Annotated in this window: 22 protein-coding genes; 9 read left to right on the top strand and 13 right to left on the bottom strand. The window is 60.1% G+C overall.

The window, feature by feature from the left end; genetic code table 11:
* Nucleotides 1-89: 89 nt before the first annotated feature.
* Complete coding sequence (gene uxaC / locus KIN_RS12670) at nucleotides 90-1,469, top strand: glucuronate isomerase (protein WP_159807458.1); 1,380 nt, start codon at nucleotides 90-92, stop codon at nucleotides 1,467-1,469.
* Nucleotides 1,469-2,725 (top strand): mannitol dehydrogenase family protein, encoded by a 1,257-nt coding sequence (locus KIN_RS12665; RefSeq protein ID WP_159807456.1) that lies wholly within the window; start codon nucleotides 1,469-1,471, stop codon nucleotides 2,723-2,725. The genes uxaC and KIN_RS12665 overlap by 1 nt, the downstream gene beginning before the upstream one ends.
* Here the strand turns inward: KIN_RS12665 and KIN_RS12660 are convergent.
* The 10 genes from KIN_RS12660 to KIN_RS12615 form a co-directional block, all read right to left on the bottom strand.
* Entirely contained in the window at nucleotides 2,706-3,575 is an 870-nt protein-coding gene (locus KIN_RS12660; RefSeq protein ID WP_159807454.1) for a sugar kinase, read from the bottom strand. The genes KIN_RS12665 and KIN_RS12660 overlap by 20 nt on opposite strands.
* Nucleotides 3,572-4,459 carry a DMT family transporter gene (locus KIN_RS12655; protein ID WP_159807452.1) on the bottom strand — a complete coding sequence of 296 codons (888 nt, stop codon included), beginning with the start codon at nucleotides 4,457-4,459 and terminating at the stop codon, nucleotides 3,572-3,574. The genes KIN_RS12660 and KIN_RS12655 overlap by 4 nt, the downstream gene beginning before the upstream one ends.
* Nucleotides 4,460-4,462: 3 nt before the next feature.
* The gene (locus KIN_RS12650) at nucleotides 4,463-5,341 is read right to left on the bottom strand and encodes an NAD(P)-dependent oxidoreductase (RefSeq protein ID WP_159807450.1); all 879 of its coding nucleotides are present in this window, start codon (nucleotides 5,339-5,341) and stop codon (nucleotides 4,463-4,465) included.
* A complete protein-coding gene (locus tag KIN_RS12645; protein WP_243144915.1) occupies nucleotides 5,338-6,462 on the bottom strand; it encodes an NAD(P)/FAD-dependent oxidoreductase in 1,125 nt (374 codons plus the stop codon). Before KIN_RS12645 ends, KIN_RS12650 begins: the two co-directional genes overlap by 4 nt.
* Entirely contained in the window at nucleotides 6,459-7,292 is an 834-nt protein-coding gene (locus KIN_RS12640; protein ID WP_159807448.1) for a shikimate dehydrogenase family protein, read from the bottom strand. Before KIN_RS12640 ends, KIN_RS12645 begins: the two co-directional genes overlap by 4 nt.
* Nucleotides 7,289-8,311, bottom strand: coding sequence for a Gfo/Idh/MocA family protein (locus tag KIN_RS12635; RefSeq protein WP_159807446.1), 1,023 nt, complete (start codon nucleotides 8,309-8,311; stop codon nucleotides 7,289-7,291). The genes KIN_RS12640 and KIN_RS12635 overlap by 4 nt, the downstream gene beginning before the upstream one ends.
* Nucleotides 8,287-9,789 (bottom strand): UxaA family hydrolase, encoded by a 1,503-nt coding sequence (locus KIN_RS12630; RefSeq protein WP_159807444.1) that lies wholly within the window; start codon nucleotides 9,787-9,789, stop codon nucleotides 8,287-8,289. Before KIN_RS12630 ends, KIN_RS12635 begins: the two co-directional genes overlap by 25 nt.
* Nucleotides 9,790-9,823: 34 nt before the next feature.
* Entirely contained in the window at nucleotides 9,824-11,440 is a 1,617-nt protein-coding gene (locus tag KIN_RS12625; RefSeq protein WP_159807442.1) for a TRAP transporter large permease, read from the bottom strand.
* A 50-nt stretch (nucleotides 11,441-11,490) separates the two neighbouring features.
* Nucleotides 11,491-12,093, bottom strand: a complete 603-nt coding sequence (locus KIN_RS12620; protein ID WP_159807440.1) for a TRAP transporter small permease subunit — start codon at nucleotides 12,091-12,093, stop codon at nucleotides 11,491-11,493.
* A 67-nt stretch (nucleotides 12,094-12,160) separates the two neighbouring features.
* Nucleotides 12,161-13,192: a TRAP transporter substrate-binding protein gene (locus KIN_RS12615; protein ID WP_159807438.1), complete on the bottom strand. Its 1,032-nt coding sequence runs from the start codon at nucleotides 13,190-13,192 to the stop codon at nucleotides 12,161-12,163.
* 59 nt (nucleotides 13,193-13,251) lie between these two features.
* Between KIN_RS12615 and KIN_RS12610 the strand changes: the two genes are divergently transcribed.
* Complete coding sequence (locus tag KIN_RS12610) at nucleotides 13,252-14,037, top strand: GntR family transcriptional regulator (protein ID WP_159807436.1); 786 nt, start codon at nucleotides 13,252-13,254, stop codon at nucleotides 14,035-14,037.
* On the opposite strand, the gene denD is transcribed toward KIN_RS12610, so the two are convergent.
* The gene (gene denD, locus KIN_RS12605) at nucleotides 14,034-15,008 is read right to left on the bottom strand and encodes a D-erythronate dehydrogenase (RefSeq protein WP_207710137.1); all 975 of its coding nucleotides are present in this window, start codon (nucleotides 15,006-15,008) and stop codon (nucleotides 14,034-14,036) included. The genes KIN_RS12610 and denD overlap by 4 nt on opposite strands.
* Nucleotides 15,002-15,886 carry an NAD(P)-dependent oxidoreductase gene (locus tag KIN_RS12600; RefSeq protein WP_243144914.1) on the bottom strand — a complete coding sequence of 295 codons (885 nt, stop codon included), beginning with the start codon at nucleotides 15,884-15,886 and terminating at the stop codon, nucleotides 15,002-15,004. The genes denD and KIN_RS12600 overlap by 7 nt, the downstream gene beginning before the upstream one ends.
* Before the next feature lie 175 nt (nucleotides 15,887-16,061).
* On the opposite strand from KIN_RS12600, the gene KIN_RS12595 reads away from it, so the two are divergent.
* The 6 genes from KIN_RS12595 (at nucleotide 16,062) to KIN_RS12570 (ending at nucleotide 22,236) form a co-directional block, all read left to right on the top strand.
* Entirely contained in the window at nucleotides 16,062-16,805 is a 744-nt protein-coding gene (locus tag KIN_RS12595; protein ID WP_159807432.1) for an SDR family oxidoreductase, read from the top strand.
* A gap of 99 nt (nucleotides 16,806-16,904) precedes the next feature.
* Nucleotides 16,905-18,695: an IlvD/Edd family dehydratase gene (locus tag KIN_RS12590; protein ID WP_159807430.1), complete on the top strand. Its 1,791-nt coding sequence runs from the start codon at nucleotides 16,905-16,907 to the stop codon at nucleotides 18,693-18,695.
* 12 nt (nucleotides 18,696-18,707) lie between these two features.
* Nucleotides 18,708-19,556, top strand: coding sequence for a fumarylacetoacetate hydrolase family protein (locus KIN_RS12585; protein ID WP_159807428.1), 849 nt, complete (start codon nucleotides 18,708-18,710; stop codon nucleotides 19,554-19,556).
* Entirely contained in the window at nucleotides 19,549-20,499 is a 951-nt protein-coding gene (locus tag KIN_RS12580) for a 2-hydroxyacid dehydrogenase (protein ID WP_159807426.1), read from the top strand. Before KIN_RS12585 ends, KIN_RS12580 begins: the two co-directional genes overlap by 8 nt.
* Nucleotides 20,500-20,502: 3 nt before the next feature.
* Nucleotides 20,503-21,609, top strand: coding sequence for a mandelate racemase/muconate lactonizing enzyme family protein (locus KIN_RS12575; protein WP_159807425.1), 1,107 nt, complete (start codon nucleotides 20,503-20,505; stop codon nucleotides 21,607-21,609).
* A gap of 54 nt (nucleotides 21,610-21,663) precedes the next feature.
* Nucleotides 21,664-22,236: a LysM peptidoglycan-binding domain-containing protein gene (locus tag KIN_RS12570; protein WP_159807423.1), complete on the top strand. Its 573-nt coding sequence runs from the start codon at nucleotides 21,664-21,666 to the stop codon at nucleotides 22,234-22,236.
* Nucleotides 22,237-22,308: 72 nt separating this feature from the next.
* On the opposite strand, the gene KIN_RS12565 is transcribed toward KIN_RS12570, so the two are convergent.
* A complete protein-coding gene (locus KIN_RS12565) occupies nucleotides 22,309-23,889 on the bottom strand; it encodes a bifunctional metallophosphatase/5'-nucleotidase (protein ID WP_159807421.1) in 1,581 nt (526 codons plus the stop codon).
* Nucleotides 23,890-23,899: the final 10 nt, after the last annotated feature.

Genomic DNA, 23,899 nt, shown 5'->3' with positions numbered 1-23,899 from the left:
AGAAGCTATGCCCCCGTTGAACAGAGTATTTTCTGGCCACCGCGCAAAAGCTTGCCTAGTTTTCGCTGTCAGGGACGGAGGGGACACACATGCAATCGGAAATCACCTTGCCCAGCGGCGCGGCGGAGATCTACGAGACCGTTCGCGACGCGCCAATTGTCTCCCCCCACGGGCACTGCGATCCGCGCTGGTTTGCCGAAGATACACCTTTCCAGAACCCGGTCGACCTGATCCTGCGGCCGGATCACTATCTGTTCCGAATGCTGCATTCGCAAGGCATTCGTCTGAGCGAGATTGGCTTGGGCCAGAGTGCGGAACAGCATGACAACCGCGCGATCTTCCGTCTTTTTGCCGCGCAGTGGCACCTGTTTCTGGGCACCCCGTCTCGGCTTTGGCTGGATCATACGTTTCGCACGGTTTTCGATATCCGCGAGACCCTCTCCCCCGAGACGGCAGAGGCAATCTATGATCGGATTGAAGCCTGCCTGTCCGATCCCGCCTTTCGACCCCGCGCGCTGTTTGACCGGTTCAACATCGAGATCTTGGCAACGACTGATCCCGCAACCGATCCGTTGAGCCATCACGCCCGCATCCAGGACAGCGACTGGGGCGGACGCGTGATCCCGACCTTCCGCCCCGATGCGGTTTTAGACCCCTCTGATCCACGGTTTGACGCCGAACTCGCTTCGCTCGAACGCGCCACAGATACCGCGATCCAATCCTTCGGGGCGTTCCTCGGTGCTCTGCGGAAACAACGTGCCGTGTTCGCCGCTATGGGTGCGACCGCGACGGACCATGCCATCGAAACCCTGCAGACCGCTTGGCTGGACAGGACCAAGTTGGACGAGCTGTTTGCAAAGGCCAGATCCGGCACAATCAGCAGCGATGAGGCGCAGATCTTCTACGCGCATATGCTGACGGAGATGGCCCAAATGTCCGCCGAGGACGGCTTGGTGATGCAGATCCACGCGGGAAGTCGGCGCAATACGAACACGGCACTTTACGAACATTTCGGACGTGATATGGGGGCGGATATCCCCGTTCGGACGGACTGGGTGCGCGGGCTGGAACCGCTTCTCAACCGCGTTGGTCACGCGCCGTCCTTCCGCCTGATCGCCTTCACCCTCGACGAAAGCACCTATGCGCGGGAGCTTGGGCCCATGGCGGGGCACTGGCCGTGCCTTAGGCTGGGACCACCGTGGTGGTTTCATGACAGCGTCGCCGGCATCCTGCGGTATTTCGATCAAGTTGTAGAAACCGCAGGCTACGCCAATTTGGCCGGTTTCAACGATGACACACGCGCGTTCATGTCGATCCCGGCCCGCCATGATATCTGGCGGCGCGCGGTTGCGCTGCACTTGAACACACAAATCGAGCGTGGCTTCTTCGGGCGCGACGATGCGCTTCGGTTGGCGGATCTGTTGGCGACTGATCTGGCGCGGGACGCCTATAATCTGGGGGGCGTGTGATGCCGCGTATTCTACATCTAGGTTGCGGGAATTTTCATCGCGCCCATCAGGCATGGTACACGGACCGCGCGGGCGGTTGGACCATTACCGGCGTTGCGATGCGCAGCCGCGCTGTCCCGGATGCCTTGAACCCGCAAAACGGCGACTACACACTGGTCACGCAAGACACTGGCGGGACGGATTACGCTCGGATCACCTGCATCGACCGGGTTCTCTTTGCCCCGGACGAGGCGCAAGCGGCGCTGGATCTGATCGCGGATCCAGAGACACATATCGTGTCTCTGACTATCACCGAGAAGGGCTATCACCTGAAAGGCGATGGCAGTCTTGATGTCGACGCCGCAGCGATTGCGGCTGATCTTGTAGGCACCGCGGCACCCAAAACCGCAATCGGGCTTCTCGCCCATGGGCTATCCAAGAGGACAACGCCCCTGACCGTCTTGTGTTGCGACAACCTCACCGACAACGGCACCCGCCTCCGTGGCGCGGTCACGGCTTTCGCCGATGCCGCAAACATGGGCTGGGACGCGAAAGTGACGTTCCCTAACGCGATGGTCGACCGCATCACGCCCGCCACGACCGATGCCTTGCGCGAAGACGTCGCGCAGGAGACAAGCTGGAACGACGCGGCCCCTGTGGCGACCGAGGCGTTTAGTGAATGGGTGATCGAGGACAGTTTCGCCGGCCCGCGCCCGGACTGGCACCGCGTCGGCGTTCAGATCGTGGACGACGTCGCCCCGTTCGAAAAACGCAAGCTCAGGATGCTGAACGGCGCCCATTCCGCGATGGCCTATGGTGGTATCTTGCGGGGCCACACCTACGTGCATCAGGCGGTGGATGATCCTGTCCTGCGTGACCTCGCGATCGGCGTGATGGCCGAAGCGGCGACGACCCTGCCGGACGGCATGGATCCGGACAGCTATGCCGATAGCCTTTTGACCCGGTGGGAAAACACCGCGCTTGATCATGCCTTGCGTCAGATCGCCATGGACGGATCACAGAAACTGCCCATGCGGCTGGTTGCCACCACGCAGGAGCTGGACGGGCATGCGCCCGCCTCGACGCAAGGGATCGCTGCCTGGATCGCATTTGCTAAATCCGAGACGGAAGCCGGCCGCGCGTTGGACGACCCTGCTGCGGGAACCATTGCGGCGGCGTGCGAAAGCGAGGACCCTATCGGCGGTCTTTGCGCCGTGCTGGGCGTGACACCTGCGCTGTTTGGTGGACCCGAAGCGCTTACGCTGTCTTGGGAATGATCGCCCCCTTGTAGCCGATCACCTTGCACGCCTGACGATGCCCCGCCTGCAGCGCAGCGGCCTGATCCGCCCCGGTCAAATACGCGCCAAGATACCCGCCGTTGAAACTGTCCCCGGCAGCGGTCGTATCCACCACACAAGGCGCCGCTTCGAATGAAATTTCGCAGGATTCACCCAGGGAAACCGGTCCGGCGGCACCTTGTTTGAGCGCGCCGTTTATAACACCTGCGCCTTGGAGCCGCTCGATCACGGCTTCGGCGCCATCTTCCCCGAATAGCGCCATTTCGTCATCGACGCTGGGCAGAGCGATGTCGGTCTGCGACCACAGACGCATCACCCATCGCTTGGCCGTTGCCGCATCTTCCCACAATGCGGGGCGATAGTTGGAGTCGAACGCAACCCAGCCCGGAAAAGTGTCAAGAAACGCCGACAAACGCTCCCGTGCATCTTCCGGCAGGATGGCCAGCGTGATGGCCGACAGGTACACGAGATCGAAGCTCATCAACGGAGCGGGATCGAAGTCCTGCGCGAACATGGCCCGCGCCGCCGATTGACCACGCCAATAACTGAACGACCGTTCCCCTGCAGGATCAACGTCGATGGCATAGATGCCGACCGTGCGCGCCGGGTCGCGCTCGATCAAGTCGGTGCGCGCACCTTCTTCGGCCATGAACTGGATCATCCGATCAGAGAAACTATCACACCCCACACGCGTCAGATAGCTAACCTTCGGCCCGGCGCGTGCCACGTAGATCGCCGTGTTCAGCGTGTCACCCGCGATGCCGATCTTGGCCGTGTCGCCTTCAAGACTAAGCTCAACCATGGCTTCGCCGATGCACAGGACGCTCATGCGCGCCGCTCCCGCGCCCAGATCAGAAGTCCAGATGCAATGATGATCAACGCCCCCAGAACCGTGGCTTGATCCGGTACATGATCGAAGATCAGGTAGCTGCTAATCGTAAGGTAAATCATGAAAGAATAGGTGTAGGGCATCAGCGTGCTGGCGGGTGCAAAGGCATGGGCGCGGGTCAACAGTTCATGGCCACCCCAGCCCCACAGGCCGAGCGCAAACATGATGAACCAGTCCACCGCACCGACCGGATTTTGCCAGACGGCCCAGGCGAATGGCAAAAGCGTGATGGTCCCAAGCGCAGAGCCATACAGTTGGAGCGTTTCCGTTGCGACCACGCCTGCAAGCTTGCGCGTAAGGATAGAATAGAGCGCCAGCGCGAACGCATTATAGATCGACAGAAGCATCGCCCAGTGAAACGCCGCACCGCCAGGCCGGATGACGACAAGAACACCCGCGAACCCCACGACAATGGCAAGCCAACGCCAAGGGCCCACGCGCTCCCCCAACAGAGGCATGGAAAGGGCACAAACGATGATCGGGGCCGAAAACATGATGGCGGAGGTCACCGTCAGCGGCAGATAGTTGAGCGATATAAAGTTGAACGCAGTCGAACTGACCAAAAGCGCGCCCCGCAGAAGAACGGTCCACGGATGTTCTGTCGCGAACCGCTCTGGGCCGATGCCGCCCCGCGCGATTGTCCCGATGGAAATCAGGAAATGCCCTGCATAGCGCACGAAAGCCAGTTGCAATGCCGGCAAGCCCGCAATCACGAGCCACTTTACAGACGTGTCGATGAACGAAAAACTCAGATATGCGACCAGCATCATCACGATGCCAAGCTGGGCCCGATCTTCAACAGCCTTGATCGCGACCCGGCTCATGGATCAGTGAAACTTCGACGTGAAAAAATCGACCATCTCGGGCACGTTTTTGTCGCCCCATCCCTCTTGATCTGCCCGGCTTAGTGCCGCGCGTGCGCAGACGGACATGATGCTTTCTGCACCCACCTCCTCGGCCATGCGCGCGTAGTAGCCCACGTCCTTGCTCGCATTCTTGACGGCAAAGGCCAGCATATCGGGCGTGCCGTCGATGGCGTAGCCTTTGACAAAATCCATCATGCCGGAATGGAGCGGCCCGGCGGCCATCACCTCATACAGGCTCTCGCGGCTGACATTGACCTTGTCGGCCATGGCAAAGGCTTCGGCCATCGCGTTGGCCGTGGTCATCGCGAAGAAATTGTTGATCAGCTTGATCGTATGGCCCGTGCCCAACTCGCCTAGGTGGAAGATGTTCTCGCCGAGATCACCGAGAACGGGACGAACCGCTTCAAATGTCGAGACGTCGCCAGCGCACATGATGTTGAGCAGACCGTCCTTGGCATGGCTCGGTGTCCGCCCAAGAGGTGCATCCAGATAGGTCCCGCCCGCACTCGCAACCTCTGCCCCAAGGGCCCGTGTGGACCCCGGCAGGGACGTTCCGAAATCGATCACGACTGTACCCGGCTGCAGGCCAGCGATCACGCCGTCTGGCCCCCGCATCCGGCTTTCCACCTGCGCTGACGTGCCCATGCACAGCATCACGATATCGCTGGCGGCGGTCAATTCACGAGCCGTCGCAACCTCGGTAGCGCCGCGCGCGATGGCCGCATCCACATGAGTGCGGTCACGGTTGGCAATCACGGTCAGGGAGTAGTCCTTGTCCTGCAGACGTCCCACCATTGCGCCGCCCATAAGTCCGAGGCCAATAAATCCAATTCTGTTCATATCGTTGCTCCCGCATGTTTGGCGATCAGGGCCGCACCCAGACGCCCCAGTTCATCACTGCATTTCGCGCCTGCCCCGTTCCCGCCGGTGCAGACCGCAATCCGGTCCGACACATGCCCGATCTCGGGCCGCCTGTCATGGGTCCACGAGGTGACGCAGGCATCCATCTTGACGGATGCGATCTGAAGATCAGGCATCAAGCGCCGGATCATAACCTCCAACTGGTCGCGCACATCCGCACTCCCGCCCGCTCTGAACCATGCGCTGACAGCCGCCATGTCATTTAGCGGCACATCGTGCGGGTCGCCGCCCAGTTTCAGATAATTTTTCCCATCGGGGTATCTGATCGGCGGCAGCAGGTAGGGGTCCTCGGGCGTGTCATAGACCAGCGTCGGCATGTCCCGCAGACGCACGACCTCTGTATCGCTCAACTCGAACAAGGCGACCGTGCGGGCATAGATGTCCAACGTCTTGGGTCGATCCAGAATATGATCGGTCGCATAGCCGCCCGCGACCAGGACATGATCGAATGTGTGAGATTCTTTGTCGGTGCTGACGAGAATCTGCGCCCCTCGCATTTCGACGCCGTGGACCACGCAATCGAGATGCCGCGCACCTGCGCGCCGGGCCGCCTCGGTCTGAGCGGCAACAAGGCGCCGGGGACTGATGTGACCCGCCCGGTCAGGCTCATGATACCCTTGGATGTCGGGCGAAAAGGCAAAATACGGAAACCGCGCACGCAAGGCATCGGCATCCAGAACATCGCACGGCACATCATGCGCCAGACGTCCCGCATCAACGCGGGCCAGCCAGTCGGGTTTGCCTGCCATCACCGCGCCAACTTCCGCGAAAAACCGGATCCCGCTTTCCGCCTCGATGTCCGCGTAGCGGTCAATGGCGGCGGTAGAGACATTGACCCACCATGGGTCAAGCGCGTTTTTCCGGGTGATCCGCCCTTCATCATAGTGAGAGCCGAAAACGCCGCTGTGATTCTGCTTGTTCTCGGGTTCCGGGGGGCCAAGCACGGTCACCTGAAGCCCCGCCTTGGCCAAATGCCGTGCGGCGGCGGAGCCCATCAGCCCACGCCCGATCACGGCAACAGTCATCGTCGCTGGCTTCATACACCGACCTCCATAGGCCTGAGGGCGTCAAGCTGATCGATCATGCCCTCGTCCGGCTTCAGGTCGGTATAGGCCTCGAAACTGCGCACGGCCATGTGCTTGAACAGCTCGAACCCGCTGATTGTTTTCAGCCCTGCGGCGGTCGCATCGCGGAGAAACCGCGTTTCTGGCGGTGTATAGACGGCATCAAAGGCCCATGTTTGGCTGCCCAAGCCGTCTGACGAAAACGCATTGCCCGGATATTCTGCCATGCCAAGCGGCGTTGCGTTTACAAGCCCCGTTGCGGCGGATGTGGCGTGCGCAGGTTCGGCTATGCTGCAGTTGGGACCCAGGGTTTGGCACAGCTGGGCGGCGCGGTCCGGTTGGGAATCCCAGATCGAAAGATGCGCGCACCCCAAAGCTTGCAGCGCCGGTCCCAAAGCCTGCGCCACCCCGCCCGCCCCGGCCATTGCAACTTTGCCCGGCGCAGCGTCCCCCATGATCGCGCGCCACATGGACAGAAATCCGGTGTAGTCGGTGTTATGGCCACAAATGTCCTTGCCAAAAACCAGCGTATTGGCGGACCTCAGATGTGCGACATCATCCACCATCCCTGCACCAGCATAGAACGCCGCCTGTGGTTTGAATGGATGGGTCACGGTAACACCGGTCCAGCCCGAATTTCTCACTGCATCGACGCAAGCATCAAACTGGAAATCGGGACGGTTCGCGGTGTCGATCAACTCGAACTCCAGCGAAATCTTGGCGGCATCGCACATCAGTTCAAGCGCACGTGGAAGCCGGGTTCTGCTGATATGCGCGCCGATCAGACCTGCCCTCAGCGTTGTCATAGCGCGCGCCTGTGCCGAGCCAGAAGCGCCTCGGCCTCCAACGTCACGCGCAGAGTTTCAAGGCCTTCGGCGACATCGACACGTGGGGGCACCTTGCCTGCAAGCAGTTCAAGAAAGTGATCCAGCTGCGCGCGAAACGGGATTGTGTCATCCGTCCCGTGCTGGTCTGCGTCCGGCTTCTCGGTCCAATCGGCCGCCCCCGTCCAGACGGTCAGGGACGGGTAAGACACCGCCCCCGCCGTCCCTGCGATAAACAGCATGTCCTGCCGTGTCGCGGGGATTGCTGGGCTTTCTGATGTTGCGGTTTCAAACCCCCACGGACTTGGCGTCACATCAGCAAAGGCAATCGTTGCGGTGGCGCCGCTGTCAAACCGAAGCGCCACGACGCCGTTCTCGTTACGGTCGGCCCCGCGCAGACTTTTGCCGTGCAGAGCGGTGACATCGATCACATCTCCCAAAAGGTAGCGCAGAAGATCGATGTCGTGGACAAGGTTCATCGTTACAGGCGAGCCGCCGTCGCCAGACCGCCACGGCACATCGAAGTAAGGATCGGGTTTTTTCATCAGCCACATCAGCGTGGCGGAGACGGGCGCACCAATCGCACCACTGTCCAGAATGTTCTTCAGGGTAACCATGTTCTTATGGTGTCGCCGGTGATGGCCCACCAGCGTATGAACGCCCGCGGCCTTGAAGGCGGCCACGATCTGGGCCCCGGCCTCAAGACTGTGGGCCACCGGCTTTTCCACGATCATGTGCCAGCCGCGCGCAGCACAGGCGACCGCGTGATCCGCATGCAGATCAGACGGCGTTGCAACGATGGCGGCGTCCACCGGAACATCAACGGTGTGGATGGAAGCGAAGACCGGCTCAGCGATGTCACCGACCTGATCAGGGACGGGATCAATCACAGCCGCCAAGCTGCAAGCGGGATGCGCCCGCACGATATCTGCGTGGCGCTTGCCGATGATGCCATATCCGACAATCGCGATCCGGATCACATCACCGCACCAATCTGCCACGGCACGAACTCGTAATCGCCCAGACCCTGCGCCTCGGATTTCGTGACCTCGCCCGAAGCCACGCGCAAGATCATATCGTAGATCTCGCGCCCCTTTTCTTCCAACGACACGCCAGCAGACAGCATGTCGCCGGCGTTGACATCCATGTCGTCGGTCATCCGTTCGTACATTGCCGTATTTGTCGCCACCTTGATCGTGGGCGCAGGTTTTGACCCAAAGGCAGAGCCGCGCCCAGTCGTGAACACCACCACGTTGCAGCCCCCCGCGATCTGCCCCGTGACCGAAGCTGGGTCGTAGCCGGGACTGTCCATAAAGGTGAACCCGGAAGCCGTGACAGGTTCAGCGTATTTGTAGACACCGGTCAGGGGCGACGTCCCGCCTTTTGCGGCAGCGCCCAGGGATTTCTCCAGGATCGTTGTTAGCCCGCCCTTCTTGTTGCCGGGGCTAGGATTGTTGTCCATGGACCCCTTGTTGCGGGCGGTGTAATCCTCCCACCAGCGGATCAGGCCGACCAGCTTTTCGCCAACGTCAGCGCTGACCGCGCGGCGGGTCAGAAGATGCTCGGCGCCGTAAATCTCGGGCGTTTCGGCCAAGACACCTGTTCCACCCTGTGCCGCCAGCAGATCACAGGCATAGCCCAAAGCCGGGTTCGCCGTGATCCCCGACCACGCGTCCGAGCCGCCACATTGGAGCGCGACCTTCAAGGCCGAGGCCGGACAGGGGCTGCGTTTCGCTTCATTGGCCAAGGGCAACATCGCGCGAACCTTTTCGATGCCCATATCTATCGTCCTTTGCAGCCCCGCGACGTTCTGGATGTTCATCACCTGAAAGAGCGGGCTCTGCGTCAGGCCGTAGGCCTCAAGCAACCAGTCGATCTGGTTCATCTCGCAACCCAGCCCCACCATCAGGACGCCTGCATGGTTGGGGTGGCGCGCGTAGCCCCACATCACACGTTGCAACGCCTCGAATCCGTCACCGCTGTCGGCCATACCGCAGCCGGTACCATGTACGAAGGCCACCACACCGTCGACATTGGGATAGGCGGCAAGCTCGTCCGGCCCAAAGGCATCGGCAATGCGCCGCGCCGCGGTGGCAGAGCAATTCACAGAAGTGACGATGGCGATATAATTGCGCGTGCCCACGCTGCCATTGTCGCGGCCGTATCCCATGAAACTGTCACCTGTTGCAGGCGCAACAGGACGCATATCCGTTGCGAATTCATAGTCCATGTCGGTGTTCTGAAAATCGACGTTGTGGGTGTGGACATGGGCACCAGCCGGAATGTCTTCGGATGCCAGCCCGATGAACTGGGCATATTTGCGCACCTGCGCGCCTTTCGGGATATCCACTGTCGCGACCTTATGGCCCGAAGGGATCAACATGCGTGTGACAACACCTTCGACCGACGTCCCCGCCTCCAGCGCGCGGGTCGCGGTGACGACGGTGTCGTCGGGATCAAGGCGGATGGAATCCTTCATGGCAAAACTCCGGGGATCGCCGATGTGGTGTGGGTTATCTGAAGAACATCGTCAGTTCCGGGAAGAAGAGGATCAACATCAGAACAAACAGTTGGATGGCGATGAAGGGCAGGAACCCCCGGAAGATATCCGGCAAGCTGATATGCGGCGGGGCTACGGATTTCAGATAGAACGCCGCCGGACCGAAGGGTGGTGACAGGAAGCTGACCTGCATGTTCACACAGAACAGAATGCCGAACCAGACGCTGAGGAAGCGCGGATCTTCGACCAGTGGCGAGAACACCCCGATCTCTTCGATGGGCAGCTTCAGAACAATGGGCAGGAAGACAGGCATCACAAGCAGCACGATTCCAACCCAGTCCATGAAGGCACCCAGAAAGAGGAAGATGATCATCATGACAAAGAGGACGCCCAGCGTCGGGAGATCGTAGCCTACGATCAGATTGGCCACGTAAGTCGGCCCACCCGCAATCGTGTACGCTCCCGCAAGTGCCGTGGCCCCGAAGGTTACCCAGATGATCGTGCCGGTGGATTTGAACGTGCGCATCAGGGCTTCGCGCAGCAACGTGAGAGAAAATTCGCCCCGCAGCAAGATCATGATCAGAACGGCAATCGTTCCCATCCCGGCGGCTTCGGTGATCCCCGTAACCCCGCCATAGATGGAGCCCAGAACAACGCCCACCACCAGCATCGGCGCCAGAAGACCTTTGCCCACATGCCATGCCTCGATTGCCCGCTTCGGACGGATGTAGAGCAAAAGAAAGGCCAACAGCGCCACAACAATAATACCCCGCGTGGTCAGTTGCCCGCTGCTGAGGATCGACGTCTGTTCTGTCACCCGCTCCATCGCAATCAGAAAGACCGTACGTCCGATGCCAACGCTGAGGACAACGACAGCAATCATCGCCAAAAGAGCGGAGCCGTAGGTCAGCTTCTGCGAACCGGTCATATCATCTTCGGACGGTTCAGGCAGCGGGGCCAGCGATGGATTAATCTGCGTGCGGATGATGATGTATGTGATGTAGCAAGAGGCCAGAATGAAGCCCGGCACGAATGCCCCCTTGAAGAGCGCGTGGATCGACGTCTCCGTGATCAGCCCATAGAAGATCAGAACGATGGAGGGCGGGATCATCGTGCCCAGCGAACCGGACGCACAGATCGTACCGATGGCAAGGTTCTGATCGTAGCCAAGTCGCAGCATTTGCGGCAATGCGATGAGGCCCAACAGCACGACCTCGCCGCCGATGATACCGGACATGGCAGCCATGACGACAGCCATCAGGGAGGTCACAATCGCGATGCCGCCGCGGGTGCGGTTCAGCCAGACGGAAAGCGAAGAATACATGTCCCGCGCGATCCCCGAACGCTCCAGCAGTGTTGCCATCAGGATAAAAAGCGGAACAGAGATCAGGACGTAATCTGTTGTTAGCCCATACATCCTTTGGGCCAGAATATTCAGTGGCCCAGTCCCGAAATTGCCGGTCAGAAGCCCGTCGCCAAAGGTCCACGGCGCCCAGAGAAGCTGCGGTTCAAACTTCATCACCATGACCAGTACGGCCAGGAAGCCTGAGGCGAACCCCAAAGGCATCCCGATCGCCAACAGCGCCAGCATCCCAAGCAGTAGGACGAGTGAGATTGTCCCGATATCCATGATGTCCCCCTCGATGACCTCGGCTGTCCGTGTCCCCGGACCAGTGCGGTCTAGTGTTTTATTCTCTTCAGCGGGTTTTCCGCTTCGGCTGCGGCCTCGGCCTGCGCGCGCTTGATCTCTTCGATGTTGATGTCGACCTCATCCGTGATGTCGAGATGTTCCGGCGGTCGGTTCCAGTCCATGATCAGGTTGGACACGGCCTGCACGGTCACGACGAACAAGGTGAACAGGATCAGCGGCTTCATCGTGGCCGGGATCGGTGGATCCCATGCAGTTCCGAACCGCTCCCACCGCATCATCTTGGCCCAGGCCTCGCCAAATCCGCCCCAGATGACCGCGAAGCAAAAAATGATCACGCAGAACATCGACACAATGTCGAAAAGACGGCGCAGCGGCAAAGGCACGACATCGTAGAGGATGAATATCCGGATGTGGCTGCGTTGCTGCATCGCGTAGAGACCGGAGAACAGGTACACCATGCCCCCCATCCAGAGCGACGCCTCATTGACCCACAAGGTCGGACGCTCAAACACGTAGCGCATGAGAACTTCGTAGAACATGATCGCGACGATCACGGCCGGAAGGATCATGGCAAGTCGGGAAAACCGCCAGGTGAAGGCATCCACCCAGCCGGTACGCTCATGCTCGACCATCAGAGTCTCCGCACTTTCGTGAAAAGAAGAGAGGCGACCCGGAAGGGTCGCCCGTCGTTTGGCTTAGTTAGTTACCGGACACGAGACCAAGCTGGGTCAGGTACGCCATGTGGCTTTCGACCAGTGCTTTGGCTTCCGGTGTATCGGCAAACTCAGGCCATGTTGCCTGCGCTGCATCCCGGAACTTCTGCAGCTCCTCGTCGGACCACGCGCTGAGTGTCACGCCCTGCTCCCGTAGTTGTGCAGCGGCCTCGGCGTTCTTCTTTTCGAAGGTCAGCGCTGTGCGCAAAGCCAATGCTTCCATCGCAACATTCATGATGCGCTGGTGAGCTTCGGGCATCGCGTCCCATTTGGCTTTGTTACATGCCAGGTGATCGGATGGCATTGAGTGGAAGCCCGGGAAGTTGGCATACTTGACGATGTCATACAGACCAAGGCCCACGTTGTTTGCCAAACCAGACGCATCCGCCCCGTCGATGATTCCGGTTTCAAGCGCGGTGAAGATTTCAGTGAAGTCCATCACGATTGGCTTGGCACCGAGCTTTTCGAAAATCTTGGTTTCCATGCCGGGGGGCGAGCGGAACTTCCAGTCCTTGAAATCTGCCACCTTCTCGATGGGCTTGCCCGAGGCAAAGCTTTCCTGCCCGTAGACCCACCAACCGATCAACTCCATCCCATACTTGTTATAGAGCGGCGCAGCAGCTTCCTTACCACCACCGTAATACAGCCAGCTCAGCTGCTGATACGGCGTGGAGTAGCCGCCCATGATATCGCCCACGAACTGGAACGCGCTGTTCTTGCCCGTCTGATAGCCGCCGCCCGTCATATCGCAGTCGAGAATGCCAGTTGCCGCCGCATCAAAGGTCTCAACGGATTTCACGACGGAAGCGGAATAGAACATCTCCACTTCAATGGCGCCGCCGGACATCGTCTGAATGTCCTCGACATACTGCGCCGCCAGCTTGCCGGACACGGTTTCAGGTGCGTAGTGGGTTTGGATGCGCAGTGTTGTCTTCTCGGCATGGCCATCGGCCAAGGCGCCGGTGGCTGCCATCGCAAGGGCTGCAACAGATGCCGCCACGGTCTTCTTGAATGTCATGATGTCCTCCCAGACGGTTTGAATCTCCGGGCACCTGGGGTCTTGTCGTCCGACCGTCTTTGGCACCGCGTGAGCCAGACCGTAGCAACGGCTTTCCGACCTCGCAACAAAAAATTGATATTTTTTATAATTTCGAAATTTTGTTGAATATTCGAAATTATAAAGCTACTCAGAAAAGGCAACATAAAGGGCTAGGCCAGATGCTGACAAAGGTGCATACCACCGAAATTCACGACGAACTTCACCGGATGTTGCTCACCGCGCAGTTCGGACCGGCGCAGAAACTCAAGCCCGAAGATCTGCGCAAACGCTACAATTGTTCGGCCAATACAATTCGCGAGATTTTGTTGCGCCTGACTGCGGCGGGCCTTGTAACGTTCGAGGAACAGCGCGGGTTTCGGACCCGCGAGGCCACCCCGGAACGCCGCCATGACGTGACCAAGTTTCGTATTTTGCTGGAACAGGAAGGCGCGATTGCGTCGATGCAAAACGGCGGTCTGGAATGGGAAGCGCAACTGGCCGCGGCTCATCACAAACTCAGTCACATCGAAACGCGCGTGGCCACATCAGGCGCCGTTGAGGACAACATGCAATTGTGGAGCGATGCGGAGCGCGACTTCCACAAGACACTCATCTCCGCCTGCGATTCGGCATTGCTGCGAGAGACTTACAATCGGGTCTACGACCAATTCCGCCAGCAGATGGTGACGCAGGAACGGGACTTCGGCACCAACTACTTCCGCGCCATCATCAGCGAACATCAGGCGATTCTGGACGCCGCTTTGGCGCGCGACGAACCGACCTGCCGCGAGGCGATATACGACCACCTAAAACGCAATCTCTAGACCGGTTTCAGATCGTCCTCGATGTAGACGCGAATGATCTCTTCAAAGCTCTGCTCTGCAGTGAAGCCAAGTGCAATCGCTCGCTCTGGCGCGAAATCACGCGGCCAGCCCGCGACGATCTTTTGAATGGCCGGGTCCGGTTGCGGCTTGATACGGGCAACGACATCCTCGCCCGCCACCCGGCGCAACGCCTCGATCTGTTCGGCCACCGTGCAACTGACGCCCGGCAAATTCAAAGCGCGCCGCCCTTCAAGCCGCCGGGTATCCAGCCCCGCCGCGTGAACCAGAAACCCGACCGCAGACCGGGGCGAGGCGTGCCAGTGGCGCACGGTGTCAGGAACCGGCAGGATGGCATCCTTGCCATTCAGCGGCTCCCGAATGATGCCGGAGAAAAACGACGATGCGGCCAGATTGGCCTTGCCGGGCCGGACACAGATTGTAGGCAGTCGGATCGAAAGACCATCGACGAAGCCTTTACGCGAGAAGTCCGAGATCATCGTCTCACAAATGGCCTTCTGCGCGCCGTAAGAGGTCTGCGGCGCGCAGAAGAACGTGTCAATGATCTGATCGGGATACGGTCCGCCGAAAACCGCAATCGATGAGGTGAAGACCAGCCGCGGCACATAGGATCCACCGGTGGCCTCGTGCTCGGAACGCAAGGCCTCCAGCAATCGCCAGGTGGGGAACATGTTGACCTGCCACCCCTTGTCAAAATCGGTTTCCGCCTCGCCCGACACGATGGAGGCAAGATGAAAAATCACGTCGTACCTGTCCTTGGCCAACGCCTCCATCTGACCCGGCTCTGCCAGATTGCCCGTCTTCTGCGCCGCGCCGGGGATCGCGTCCGGCGGGAAGGCGATGTCGTGCAGGGTGAGGTCGACCGACGTCCCGTTCAGACCTTTGGCCGCAAGATGGCGCGCGAGTTTCTGTCCGACCATGCCGCCGCCGCCAAGTATGAGTACCTTCATGATGCCATCCCGTTCTGATCCAGAAGCTCCAGGAATAGCCCGGAGTGATCTTTATTCGCGCCACCCAATTCGTTGCAAAACCGCTCGAACCGATCCCGCACGTCTTGCGCCAGCGGCAGTGTAACCCCGATGCCCCGCGCTTCGTGCAGCAAATTGTCGAGATCCTTGAGCTGAAATTTCGAGAGCCCCCCCGGCTCAAAATTGCCCTCGGTCATGCGCCCGCCATGCTGCTGCAGGATGGTCGAGTCCGCGAAGCCACCCTTTAGCGCGTCACGCACCGCTGCGGGGTCTGCACCGCCTTCACGCAACAGAAGCATCGCCTCCGCAACCACACCGATGGTGACCGCGACAATCGCCTGATTGGCTAGTTTTGACAGCTGCCCCGCACCGGAAGGCCCCACATGCACCGGGCGACCCATCACGGAAAACACGGGCTCGGCACGGGCAAAGCACGCGGTCGCACCACCCGCCATGATGGCGAGCGTTCCAGCCTCTGCCCCCTTGGTGCCGCCAGAAACCGGCGCGTCCAGATGATCAAACCCCAGTTGGGTCAGATGACCGGCCTGCGCGCGCGCCTCTTCGGGCTTGGCGGATGACATGTCGATCCAGATCGCGGCGGGTTTCAGCGCGTCGGTGACCGCGGTATCCATTATAAGCTGGCTGACCGCGACCCCGTCGCTCAGCATTGAAATGATGACATCCGCCCCTGCAACGGCGCCCGGCACGTCCGGCGCGACTTTGGCCCCGTCCTTTTCCAACGCCTGCGCCTTTTCGGCGGTCCGGTTCCAGACCGTCACCGGGTGCCCCGCAGCCAGCAGATTACGGGCCATCGGGGCGCCCATCAGGCCAGTGCCCAAAAGCGCGATGTGTGACTTCGACAAGATACGGTCCTCCCCTGTTTGCGCAAACACTAGGCGAAAGAGCCGGTGGTGAAAAGGATTGCCCACGCCGGAAATTGGTCCTAGGACTCAGGGCAAATCAGGGTCATGGGACGGCGTTTAAAGACGCCGTCAAGCCCTAGAAATCAGCGTAAGACTGTGGGAGGTTTTCGTTTCAATGCAAAGACTTGAAGGAAAGCGCGCCCTGGTGACGGCGGCCGGTCAAGGGATTGGTCGCGCAAGCGCGCTTGCGATGGCAAACGAAGGCGCGCATGTGTTTGCGACGGATGTGAATGCGGATGCATTGGCCGAGCTTGATCATGCCAACATCGAAACACTTGTCCTAGATGCGCGGGATGCTGCCTCGGTATCTGCAGGGGTGGAAAAAGCCGCGCCGGACGTGCTCTTCAACTGCGCCGGATTTGTTCATCACGGCAGCGTTCTGGACGCCACCGATGAGGAGTGGGAGTTCGCGTTCGACCTCAATATCCGGTCCATGTTCCGAACGATCCGCGCTGCCCTACCCGGTATGCTGGAGCGGGGTGGCGGGTCGATCATCAACATGTCATCGGCCTGTTCGTCGATCATCGGGGCGCCCAACCGGTTTATTTATGGAACGACGAAAGCTGCGGTGATCGGCATGACGAAATCCGTAGCGGTCGACTACATCACCAAAGGCATCCGGTGTAACTGCATCTGCCCCGGCACGGTCGAGAGCCCAAGCTGGCACGACCGCGTCAAGGCGTTGGGGGAAGAGCTAGGCAGCGTCGAGGACGCCATGGCGCAGTTCGTATCCCGCCAGCCCATGGGACGGGTGGCCAAGGCAGAGGAAATCGCAGCGCTGGTTGTCTATTTGGCGAGCGACGAAAGCGGCTTTACCACCGGGCAGCCCCACGTGATCGACGGCGGGTGGAGCGGCTGAGGGAAGACGCCTTCGGCGAGAGTATTTTGGCCAGAAAGAAGCGACCTGTGTCGTTTAAATACCGGCCCCTGCGGTCGACATCTGATTGAGGATCATGCGATGAGCGATAAGACACCCAAACTGCGCAGCCAAGCCTGGTTCAACAACCCAGATGATCAGGAGATGACCGCGCTCTATCTGGAGCGGTACCTGAATTACGGGCTGACCCGTGAGGAGTTGCAATCCGGCAAGCCCATCATCGGGATCGCCCAGACAGGAAGCGATCTGAGCCCGTGCAATCGGCACCATATCGAGTTGTCCAAGCGCGTGCGGGACGGTGTTATCGCAGCGGGCGGAACTGTGATCGAAATTCCGGTGCATCCCATTCAGGAGACCGGTAAGCGCCCAACGGCGATGCTGGACCGCAATCTGGCCTATCTGAGCCTTGTCGAAACGCTTTATGGCTATCCCATCGACGGCGTCGTTCTGAACATCGGCTGCGACAAGACCACGCCTGCGCTTTTGATGGCAGCTGCCACGGTGAATATCCCGGCAATTGCGCTGTCTGTGGGACCAATGCTGAACGGATGGTTCAAAGGGCAGCGGACGGGATCGGGCACGATCATCTGGAAGGCACGGGAATTGCACGCGGCCGGCGAGATCGACGATGACGGGTTCATGGATCTGGTCGCCTCGTCCACTCCGTCAGTGGGCTACTGCAACACGATGGGCACGGCCACCACCATGAATTCGCTGGCCGAGGCGTTGGGGATGCAATTGCCGGGCTCTGCCGCGATCCCGGCGCCCTACCGCGAGCGAGGCCAGATCAGTTACCAGACCGGCAAGCGGATCGTGGAGATGGTGAACGACGACCTGCGCCCGTCCCAGATCATGACGCGCGAAGCGTTCGAGAACGCGATCGTCATCAACTCCGCCATCGGAGGCTCCACCAACGCGCCGATCCATCTGAACGGGATCGCGAAACATCTGGGGCTGAGCCTCACCAATGACGACTGGCAGTCGCTTGGCCACAAGGTGCCGCTTCTGGTCAATCTGCAGCCTGCCGGTGAATATCTGGGCGAGGACTATCACCGGGCCGGCGGCGTGCCGGCCGTGATCGGTGAATTGATCGGCGCGGGACTTTTGCCCCATCCGGATGTGATCACGGCGAATGGCAAGACGATGGCCAAGAATTGCGAGGATTTGCGGACGGGCAATCCAGACGTCATCCGCGCAGCCGACGCGCCGCTGGTGAAGGACGCGGGCTTTATCAACCTGAAGGGCAACCTCTTTGACAGTGCGATCATGAAAACCAGCGTGATTTCCAAGGAATTCCGGGACCGCTACCTGTCGAACCCAGATGATCCCGACGCCTTTGAGGGCCGCGCGATCGTCTTTGACGGACCCGAGGATTTTCATGCCCGTATCGACGACGAGAGCCTTGGCATCGACGCGCACTGCATTTTGATCATGCGTGGTGCCGGGCCCAAGGGGTATCCCGGCGGGGCCGAGGTCGTGAACATGCGCCCGCCGGCATACCTGTTGAAGCAGGGCATCCACGCCCTGCCCTGCGTCGGTGATGGGCGACAATCGGGCACGTCCGGATCGCCGTCCATTCTGAACGCGTCGCCCGAGGCGGCGGATGGTGGCGGTCTGGCACTGGTACAAACCGGCGACACGATACGCATTGATCTGGGGGCCTGCACCGCTGATATGCATGTCCCCGAGAACGAACTGGCCGCCCGCCGCGCCAAACTGACCAACGGGTCCATCGACGCACCCGAAAGCCAGAGCCCATGGCAGGAGATCTTCCGCGAGAAGGTCCAGCCGTTCAGTGAGGGCATGACCCTTGAGGGCGCCGCGAAATATCAAGACATCGCCCGCAAACACATGCCGCGCGACAACCACTAGAGGGGATGAGATATGAAACTTGTACGTTACGGCGCACCCGGATCGGAAAAGCCCGGATTGATAGACCCAGACGGCACATTGCGTGACCTGAGCGGCGTGATTGCGGATGTGGAGGGCAGCACTCTTGGGGATGCTGCACTGGACAAGTTGCGGGATCTGAACGTGACCAGCTTGCCCGCCGTAGACGGTGATCCCCGCCTCGGGGCCTGCGTCGGCAGCATTGGAAAGTTCCTGTGTATCGGACTGAATTACTCGGACCACGCTGCGGAAACCGGCGCGGATATCCCTGAGCACCCGATTCTGTTCTTCAAGGCAAATTCGGCGATTGTGGGAGCGTATGACGATGTGGTGATGCCGCGCGGCTCGACTCATACGGACTGGGAGGTCGAGTTGGGTGTCGTGATCGGAAGCGAGGCCAAGTATGTCAGCGAGGCCGATGCGCTGAACCATGTGGCGGGCTATTGCGTCGTCAATGATGTGTCAGAGCGGCACTTTCAAACCAAGCTGACGGGCCAGTGGACCAAAGGCAAAAGCTGCGACACGTTCGGGCCGACCGGACCATGGCTTGTCACCCGGGACGAAGTGGGCGATCCGCAGAACCTTGCCATGTCGCTGGATGTGAACGGCAAGCGAATGCAAACGGGCAATACCAGCACGATGATTTTCACCGTGGCGCAGATCATTTCCCATTTGTCCCAGCTGATGACCCTACATCCAGGCGACGTGATCACCACGGGTACCCCTCCGGGCGTCGGCATGGGCATGAAGCCCGAGCCGGTTTACCTGAAAAAGGGCGACGTGATGGAATTGGAGATCGAAGGGCTGGGCCGCCAGCGCCAGACGGTGGATCAAGATGCCTGATCTTCTGCTGATCGGCGGCGCGACCGAAGTGATGCTCGACCGGATGGGGGCGAAATTCACCATCCATAAGCTGTCCGAGATCGATGATTTCGACGCCTGGGCAAAAAATCAAGGGGACAAGGTCACCGCCGTGGCCACCAACGGCCATGACGGGGTGAAGCCCCATATCATGGCGGCGCTGCCGAACCTGAAGGTGATCTCATGCTACGGTGTCGGCTACGATGCTATTGACACGGATGCGGCCGTGGCACGCGGGATAAAGGTCTCCCACACGCCCGATGTGCTGAATGCAGAGGTCGCGAACACTACCCTGCTGCTGCTGTTGGCGGGCTTTCGCAACTTCCGCCATGACGAGGCCCATGCGCGCTCCGGCGCGTGGGAGGCGCAAGGGAACGCGCCTCTGTCCCGCTCGCCGGACAACCGAACCATCGGCATTCTGGGTATGGGGCGGATCGGGCAGGAAATTGCGGAGCGGTTGCAGGTTTTCAAACCGACGATCCTCTATCATACGCGGTCCAAGAAAGACGTGCCCTATCGCTATGTGGCCGACTTGACCGAAATGGCGAAAGCGTCAGACGTCCTGATCTGCATCACACCGGGCGGGCCCTCTACCGAGAAATTGGTGAATGCCGAGGTGTTGGATGCGTTGGGTCCTGAGGGGATGCTGATCAACGTGTCCCGTGGATCGGTGGTCGATGAAGCCGCGTTGATCGACGCATTGCGAGCCGGGCGCGTGGGCTCTGCAGGGTTAGACGTTTTCGAAAAAGAGCCCCATATCCCCGATGCACTGAAGGCGATGGATAACGTGGTGCTGTTGCCCCATGTGGGCAGTGCAACGGTTGAAACACGGGCCGCCATGGGCGCGCTGACGGTCGACAACCTGCTGCAGTTTCTGGCGGATGGAATGTTGAAAACACCGGTTCCGGAATGCGCGGATATGTAGATCATGGCGCGGATCACGGACATCAAGGCGCAGCTTTTCAACGTGCCGCTGGATGAAGTGCTGGTGGACGCAAAACACGGCGACCACACCCATTTTCAACTGATCACCGCAACCGTGACGCTGGAAGATGGCACGCAGGGCACAGGCTACACCTATACCGGTGGCAAGGGCGGAACGGCCGTTCTTGCGATGATCCGCGATGACCTGGCGCCGTTTTTGCAAGGTCAGGATGCAACAGATGTCGAGGCGCTCTATGACGCGATGGGCTGGCACGTGCATTACGTCGCGCGGGGCGGCATTGCCAGCTTTGCGATCTCGGCCGTGGATATCGCGCTTTGGGATCTGCGGGGCAAGGCCAACGGGTTGCCTTTGTGGAAAATGGCTGGCGGGAGGTCGAACCGGGCCAAAGCCTATTGCGGTGGCATTGATCTGGGCTTTGACCTGCCGAAACTATTGGAGTCCGTCCAAGGCTATCTGGATCGGGGCTTCAACGGGGTGAAGATCAAGATCGGCCAGCCGACACTGGCGGAAGATCTGGATCGGATCGCCGCTGTCCGCGATCTGATCGGACCCGACATCGCCTTCATGGTGGACGCCAACTATTCGATGAGCGTCGATCAGGCCATCGCGGCCTGCAAGGCCTTTGCCCCGTTTGACCTGCTCTGGTTTGAGGAGCCGACCATACCGGACGACTACGCGGGCTACGGGCGGATCGCGGCCAGCACGAACATCCCGATTGCGATGGGTGAGAACCTGCACACGATCCATGAGTTCGAATATGCTGTCGCTCAGGCGGGCTTGGGCTTCCTCCAGCCCGATGCATCGAACTGCGGCGGGATCACCGGCTGGTTGCAGGTGGCAGCGCTTGGGGCGGCGAACCATATTCCCGTATGCTCCCACGGGATGCAGGAATTGCACGTTTCGCTGGTGGGCGGTCAGCCCACGAATGGCTGGATCGAGGTGCATTCGTTCCCTATCGACCGCTACACCAAGGCGCCCCTACGCCTCGATGGCACGCTGGCGGTCGCGCCCGAGACGCCGGGCATTGGGGTCACTTTCGACTGGCCCCAATTGATGCCGTATCTCGATCAGACTGCCGCGGCCGGATGAAACCTTAGGCGGCGTCGGGTGTTTACCTCCCTGTAACCATGTGGGGGTTTTCAAATGTCTGTTCGTTCTCTTTTGTTCGCTGTCGGATTAACCACGCTTCCTGTACCAGCCACTGCGGCCTGCGGGCTCTATTATGCGGTTGAACCGGGCGATACGTTGCGCAGCGTCGCCGCCGAATGCCGCATCGGTGTATCGCAGTTGCTTTCGGCCAATCCGCTTCTGAGTGATACGGGGCCAATGCCCACCGGATCCGTTATTGTGGTTGGCCCGAGTGACCCGATGGAGTTGACCGAGGTTTCCATGACTAGCGGCACCTTGCCGGCATCGCCACCACCCACTGCCGGAACGCTCTTTCAGACGCAGATCGCAGGTCTTTGGCGAGAGGTTGGCGGAAGCTGCAGTCAGGAGGGTACGACATGGTCCTTCAGCCGGTCCACCCTTCGCGACAATGGTCTCCAATGCAAGGTCGTGGAGATTGAGGAAAACAACGTGGCCGCTCAGGTCAACGTCAGGTGCAAGGGGCGCGGCGCGACCGAGCGATCCTATTACGTTCAACCCAACAGCGGCGCGGGTATGACGGTGTCCGGATCGCTCTTCCAGACAAACCTGCGGCGGTGTTTGAACTGACACTGCATTCTCTGGGTTGCACATAAAAAAAGGCCGCGTCACAACGCGGCCTTTGTCGTCTTGTTCAGCGCATTATTGCTGCGCGATGCGTCCGTCGGTGTAGGGCTCGTATGCGCCGTTCTTCTCGGCCAGATATTCAGCCATGACATCGGCCAGATCCGGTCCGAAATCATAGGCGTTCAGCCCATCGGTAGAGAACATCTTGTAGCCGTCGCCGCCATTGCGCACGAAGTTGTTCGTCACAACTGAGTAGACCTTAGCGACGTCGAGCGGCGCGAACCCGTCATCGCCTTCGACCATCACTTCCGTGATGCGGCCTTCACCTGCGGGTTTGGACGGATCCCAGATGAACTTAAGACCGGCCACCTGTGGGAACCGGCCACCGACCTCTTCCACTTCGCTCACGCCGTTTTCCAAAGCGTCGATGAGGCCTTGGCCGCTGATCTCAAAGGTGGAGAGGGTATTCTGGAACGGCAGCACCGTCAGCACCTCACCCATGGTGACTTCGCCTGCGTCGATGGACGCCCGGATCCCGCCCGAGTTCGCAATTGCAATGCTCACGCCTTGATCTTTCACGCGGTCCAGCATGGCGTCGGCGACCAGATTGCCCATCTCGCATTCCTGCACCCGGCATACGTCCCGGTTGCCTTCAATGCTGGCGGCAGTCGAGGCAACAACCTTGTTGCGGATCTCGTCCAACGGCGCGGACATCTCGGCGATGCGCTCTTTCGTTGTGCTGTCTTCAGCCACCTGACTGTCAATGATCAGCGGTTCTCCCACCGCCTCGGTCAGCACACCTGCATCGTCGAAGGTGACGTTCAATTCGCCCAGAAACTTGCCGTAGGCATAGGCCTGAACGATGGCAGTCTCGCCCACCATGACCGGATAGACGTCAACCGCGCGCTCCTGCGTGTTGGACAGAAGCGTGTTGGAGTGACCGCCTACGATCACGTCGATGCCCGTGGTTTCCGCCGCGATCCGCTTGTCCACCTCAAAGCCGGAATGGCTGAGCACGATGATCTTGTTCACACCCTCAGCCGTCAGCTTATCGACTTCCCCCTGCGCCGCAGCTACTGGATCGGAGAAGGTGACATTCGGGCCCGGGCTTGCCAGCTCGTCTGTGTTCTCCGGGGTCAAGCCGATCAGGCCAATCTTTTCGCCGCCCCGTTCAATCACTGTGGATTTCATCAGCCTGTCGGCCAGCGCGGGCTCCTGCGTGACGTCGCCGTTGGACATCAAGACCGGAAACTCGACTGCATCCATGAAGCCCGCCAGCACTTCCGGGCCGTCGTCGAACTCATGGTTACCGACGGTCATGCCGTCATAGCCCAGCTTGTTCATCATCTCGGCCGTCATCGCACCTTTGTAATAGGTGTAGAACAGCGTGCCTTGGAACTGATCTCCGCCATCCACGAGGATGGAATTGTTGGACCGGCTGCGCGCCTCCGTCACGGCGGTCACAAGACGTGCGGAACCGCCAAAGCATTCCCCGGCGTCGTTATCCTCGGCAGAGCAGCCTGAATCATACTTGCTGATCGGCTCGAACCGCGCGTGAAAGTCATTTGTATGAAGAATCGTGAGTGAATATTCTGCCTGCGCAAGCCCCGGCATCAGAGCCAGAACAGCGGTGGCGGCAAGGTATTTGATAGACATGGTGAGCACC

Origin of the sequence: Litoreibacter roseus, assembly GCF_009811795.1 — a bacterium.
Classification (GTDB): domain Bacteria; phylum Pseudomonadota; class Alphaproteobacteria; order Rhodobacterales; family Rhodobacteraceae; genus Litoreibacter; species Litoreibacter roseus.
The sequence above is the reverse complement of the archived record's forward strand: the minus strand, read 5'-3'. Positions and strand labels throughout refer to the sequence as shown.

What these genes read in the sequence shown, in the direction of transcription:
- uxaC (WP_159807458.1), top strand. Translation starts at nt 90, where the DNA reads ATGCAATCGGAAATCACCTTGCCCAGCGGCGCGGCGGAGATCTACGAG.
- KIN_RS12660 (WP_159807454.1), bottom strand. Translation starts at nt 3,575, where the DNA reads ATGAGCGTCCTGTGCATCGGCGAAGCCATGGTTGAGCTTAGTCTTGAA.
- KIN_RS12645 (WP_243144915.1), bottom strand. Translation starts at nt 6,462, where the DNA reads ATGAAGCCAGCGACGATGACTGTTGCCGTGATCGGGCGTGGGCTGATG.
- KIN_RS12665 (WP_159807456.1), top strand. Translation starts at nt 1,469, where the DNA reads ATGCCGCGTATTCTACATCTAGGTTGCGGGAATTTTCATCGCGCCCAT.
- KIN_RS12620 (WP_159807440.1), bottom strand. Translation starts at nt 12,093, where the DNA reads ATGGTCGAGCATGAGCGTACCGGCTGGGTGGATGCCTTCACCTGGCGG.
- KIN_RS12590 (WP_159807430.1), top strand. Translation starts at nt 16,905, where the DNA reads ATGAGCGATAAGACACCCAAACTGCGCAGCCAAGCCTGGTTCAACAAC.
- KIN_RS12575 (WP_159807425.1), top strand. Translation starts at nt 20,503, where the DNA reads ATGGCGCGGATCACGGACATCAAGGCGCAGCTTTTCAACGTGCCGCTG.
- KIN_RS12585 (WP_159807428.1), top strand. Translation starts at nt 18,708, where the DNA reads ATGAAACTTGTACGTTACGGCGCACCCGGATCGGAAAAGCCCGGATTG.
- KIN_RS12580 (WP_159807426.1), top strand. Translation starts at nt 19,549, where the DNA reads ATGCCTGATCTTCTGCTGATCGGCGGCGCGACCGAAGTGATGCTCGAC.
- KIN_RS12650 (WP_159807450.1), bottom strand. Translation starts at nt 5,341, where the DNA reads ATGAACAGAATTGGATTTATTGGCCTCGGACTTATGGGCGGCGCAATG.
- KIN_RS12595 (WP_159807432.1), top strand. Translation starts at nt 16,062, where the DNA reads ATGCAAAGACTTGAAGGAAAGCGCGCCCTGGTGACGGCGGCCGGTCAA.
- KIN_RS12625 (WP_159807442.1), bottom strand. Translation starts at nt 11,440, where the DNA reads ATGGATATCGGGACAATCTCACTCGTCCTACTGCTTGGGATGCTGGCG.
- KIN_RS12655 (WP_159807452.1), bottom strand. Translation starts at nt 4,459, where the DNA reads ATGAGCCGGGTCGCGATCAAGGCTGTTGAAGATCGGGCCCAGCTTGGC.
- KIN_RS12570 (WP_159807423.1), top strand. Translation starts at nt 21,664, where the DNA reads ATGTCTGTTCGTTCTCTTTTGTTCGCTGTCGGATTAACCACGCTTCCT.
- KIN_RS12615 (WP_159807438.1), bottom strand. Translation starts at nt 13,192, where the DNA reads ATGACATTCAAGAAGACCGTGGCGGCATCTGTTGCAGCCCTTGCGATG.
- KIN_RS12630 (WP_159807444.1), bottom strand. Translation starts at nt 9,789, where the DNA reads ATGAAGGATTCCATCCGCCTTGATCCCGACGACACCGTCGTCACCGCG.
- KIN_RS12640 (WP_159807448.1), bottom strand. Translation starts at nt 7,292, where the DNA reads ATGACAACGCTGAGGGCAGGTCTGATCGGCGCGCATATCAGCAGAACC.
- KIN_RS12565 (WP_159807421.1), bottom strand. Translation starts at nt 23,889, where the DNA reads ATGTCTATCAAATACCTTGCCGCCACCGCTGTTCTGGCTCTGATGCCG.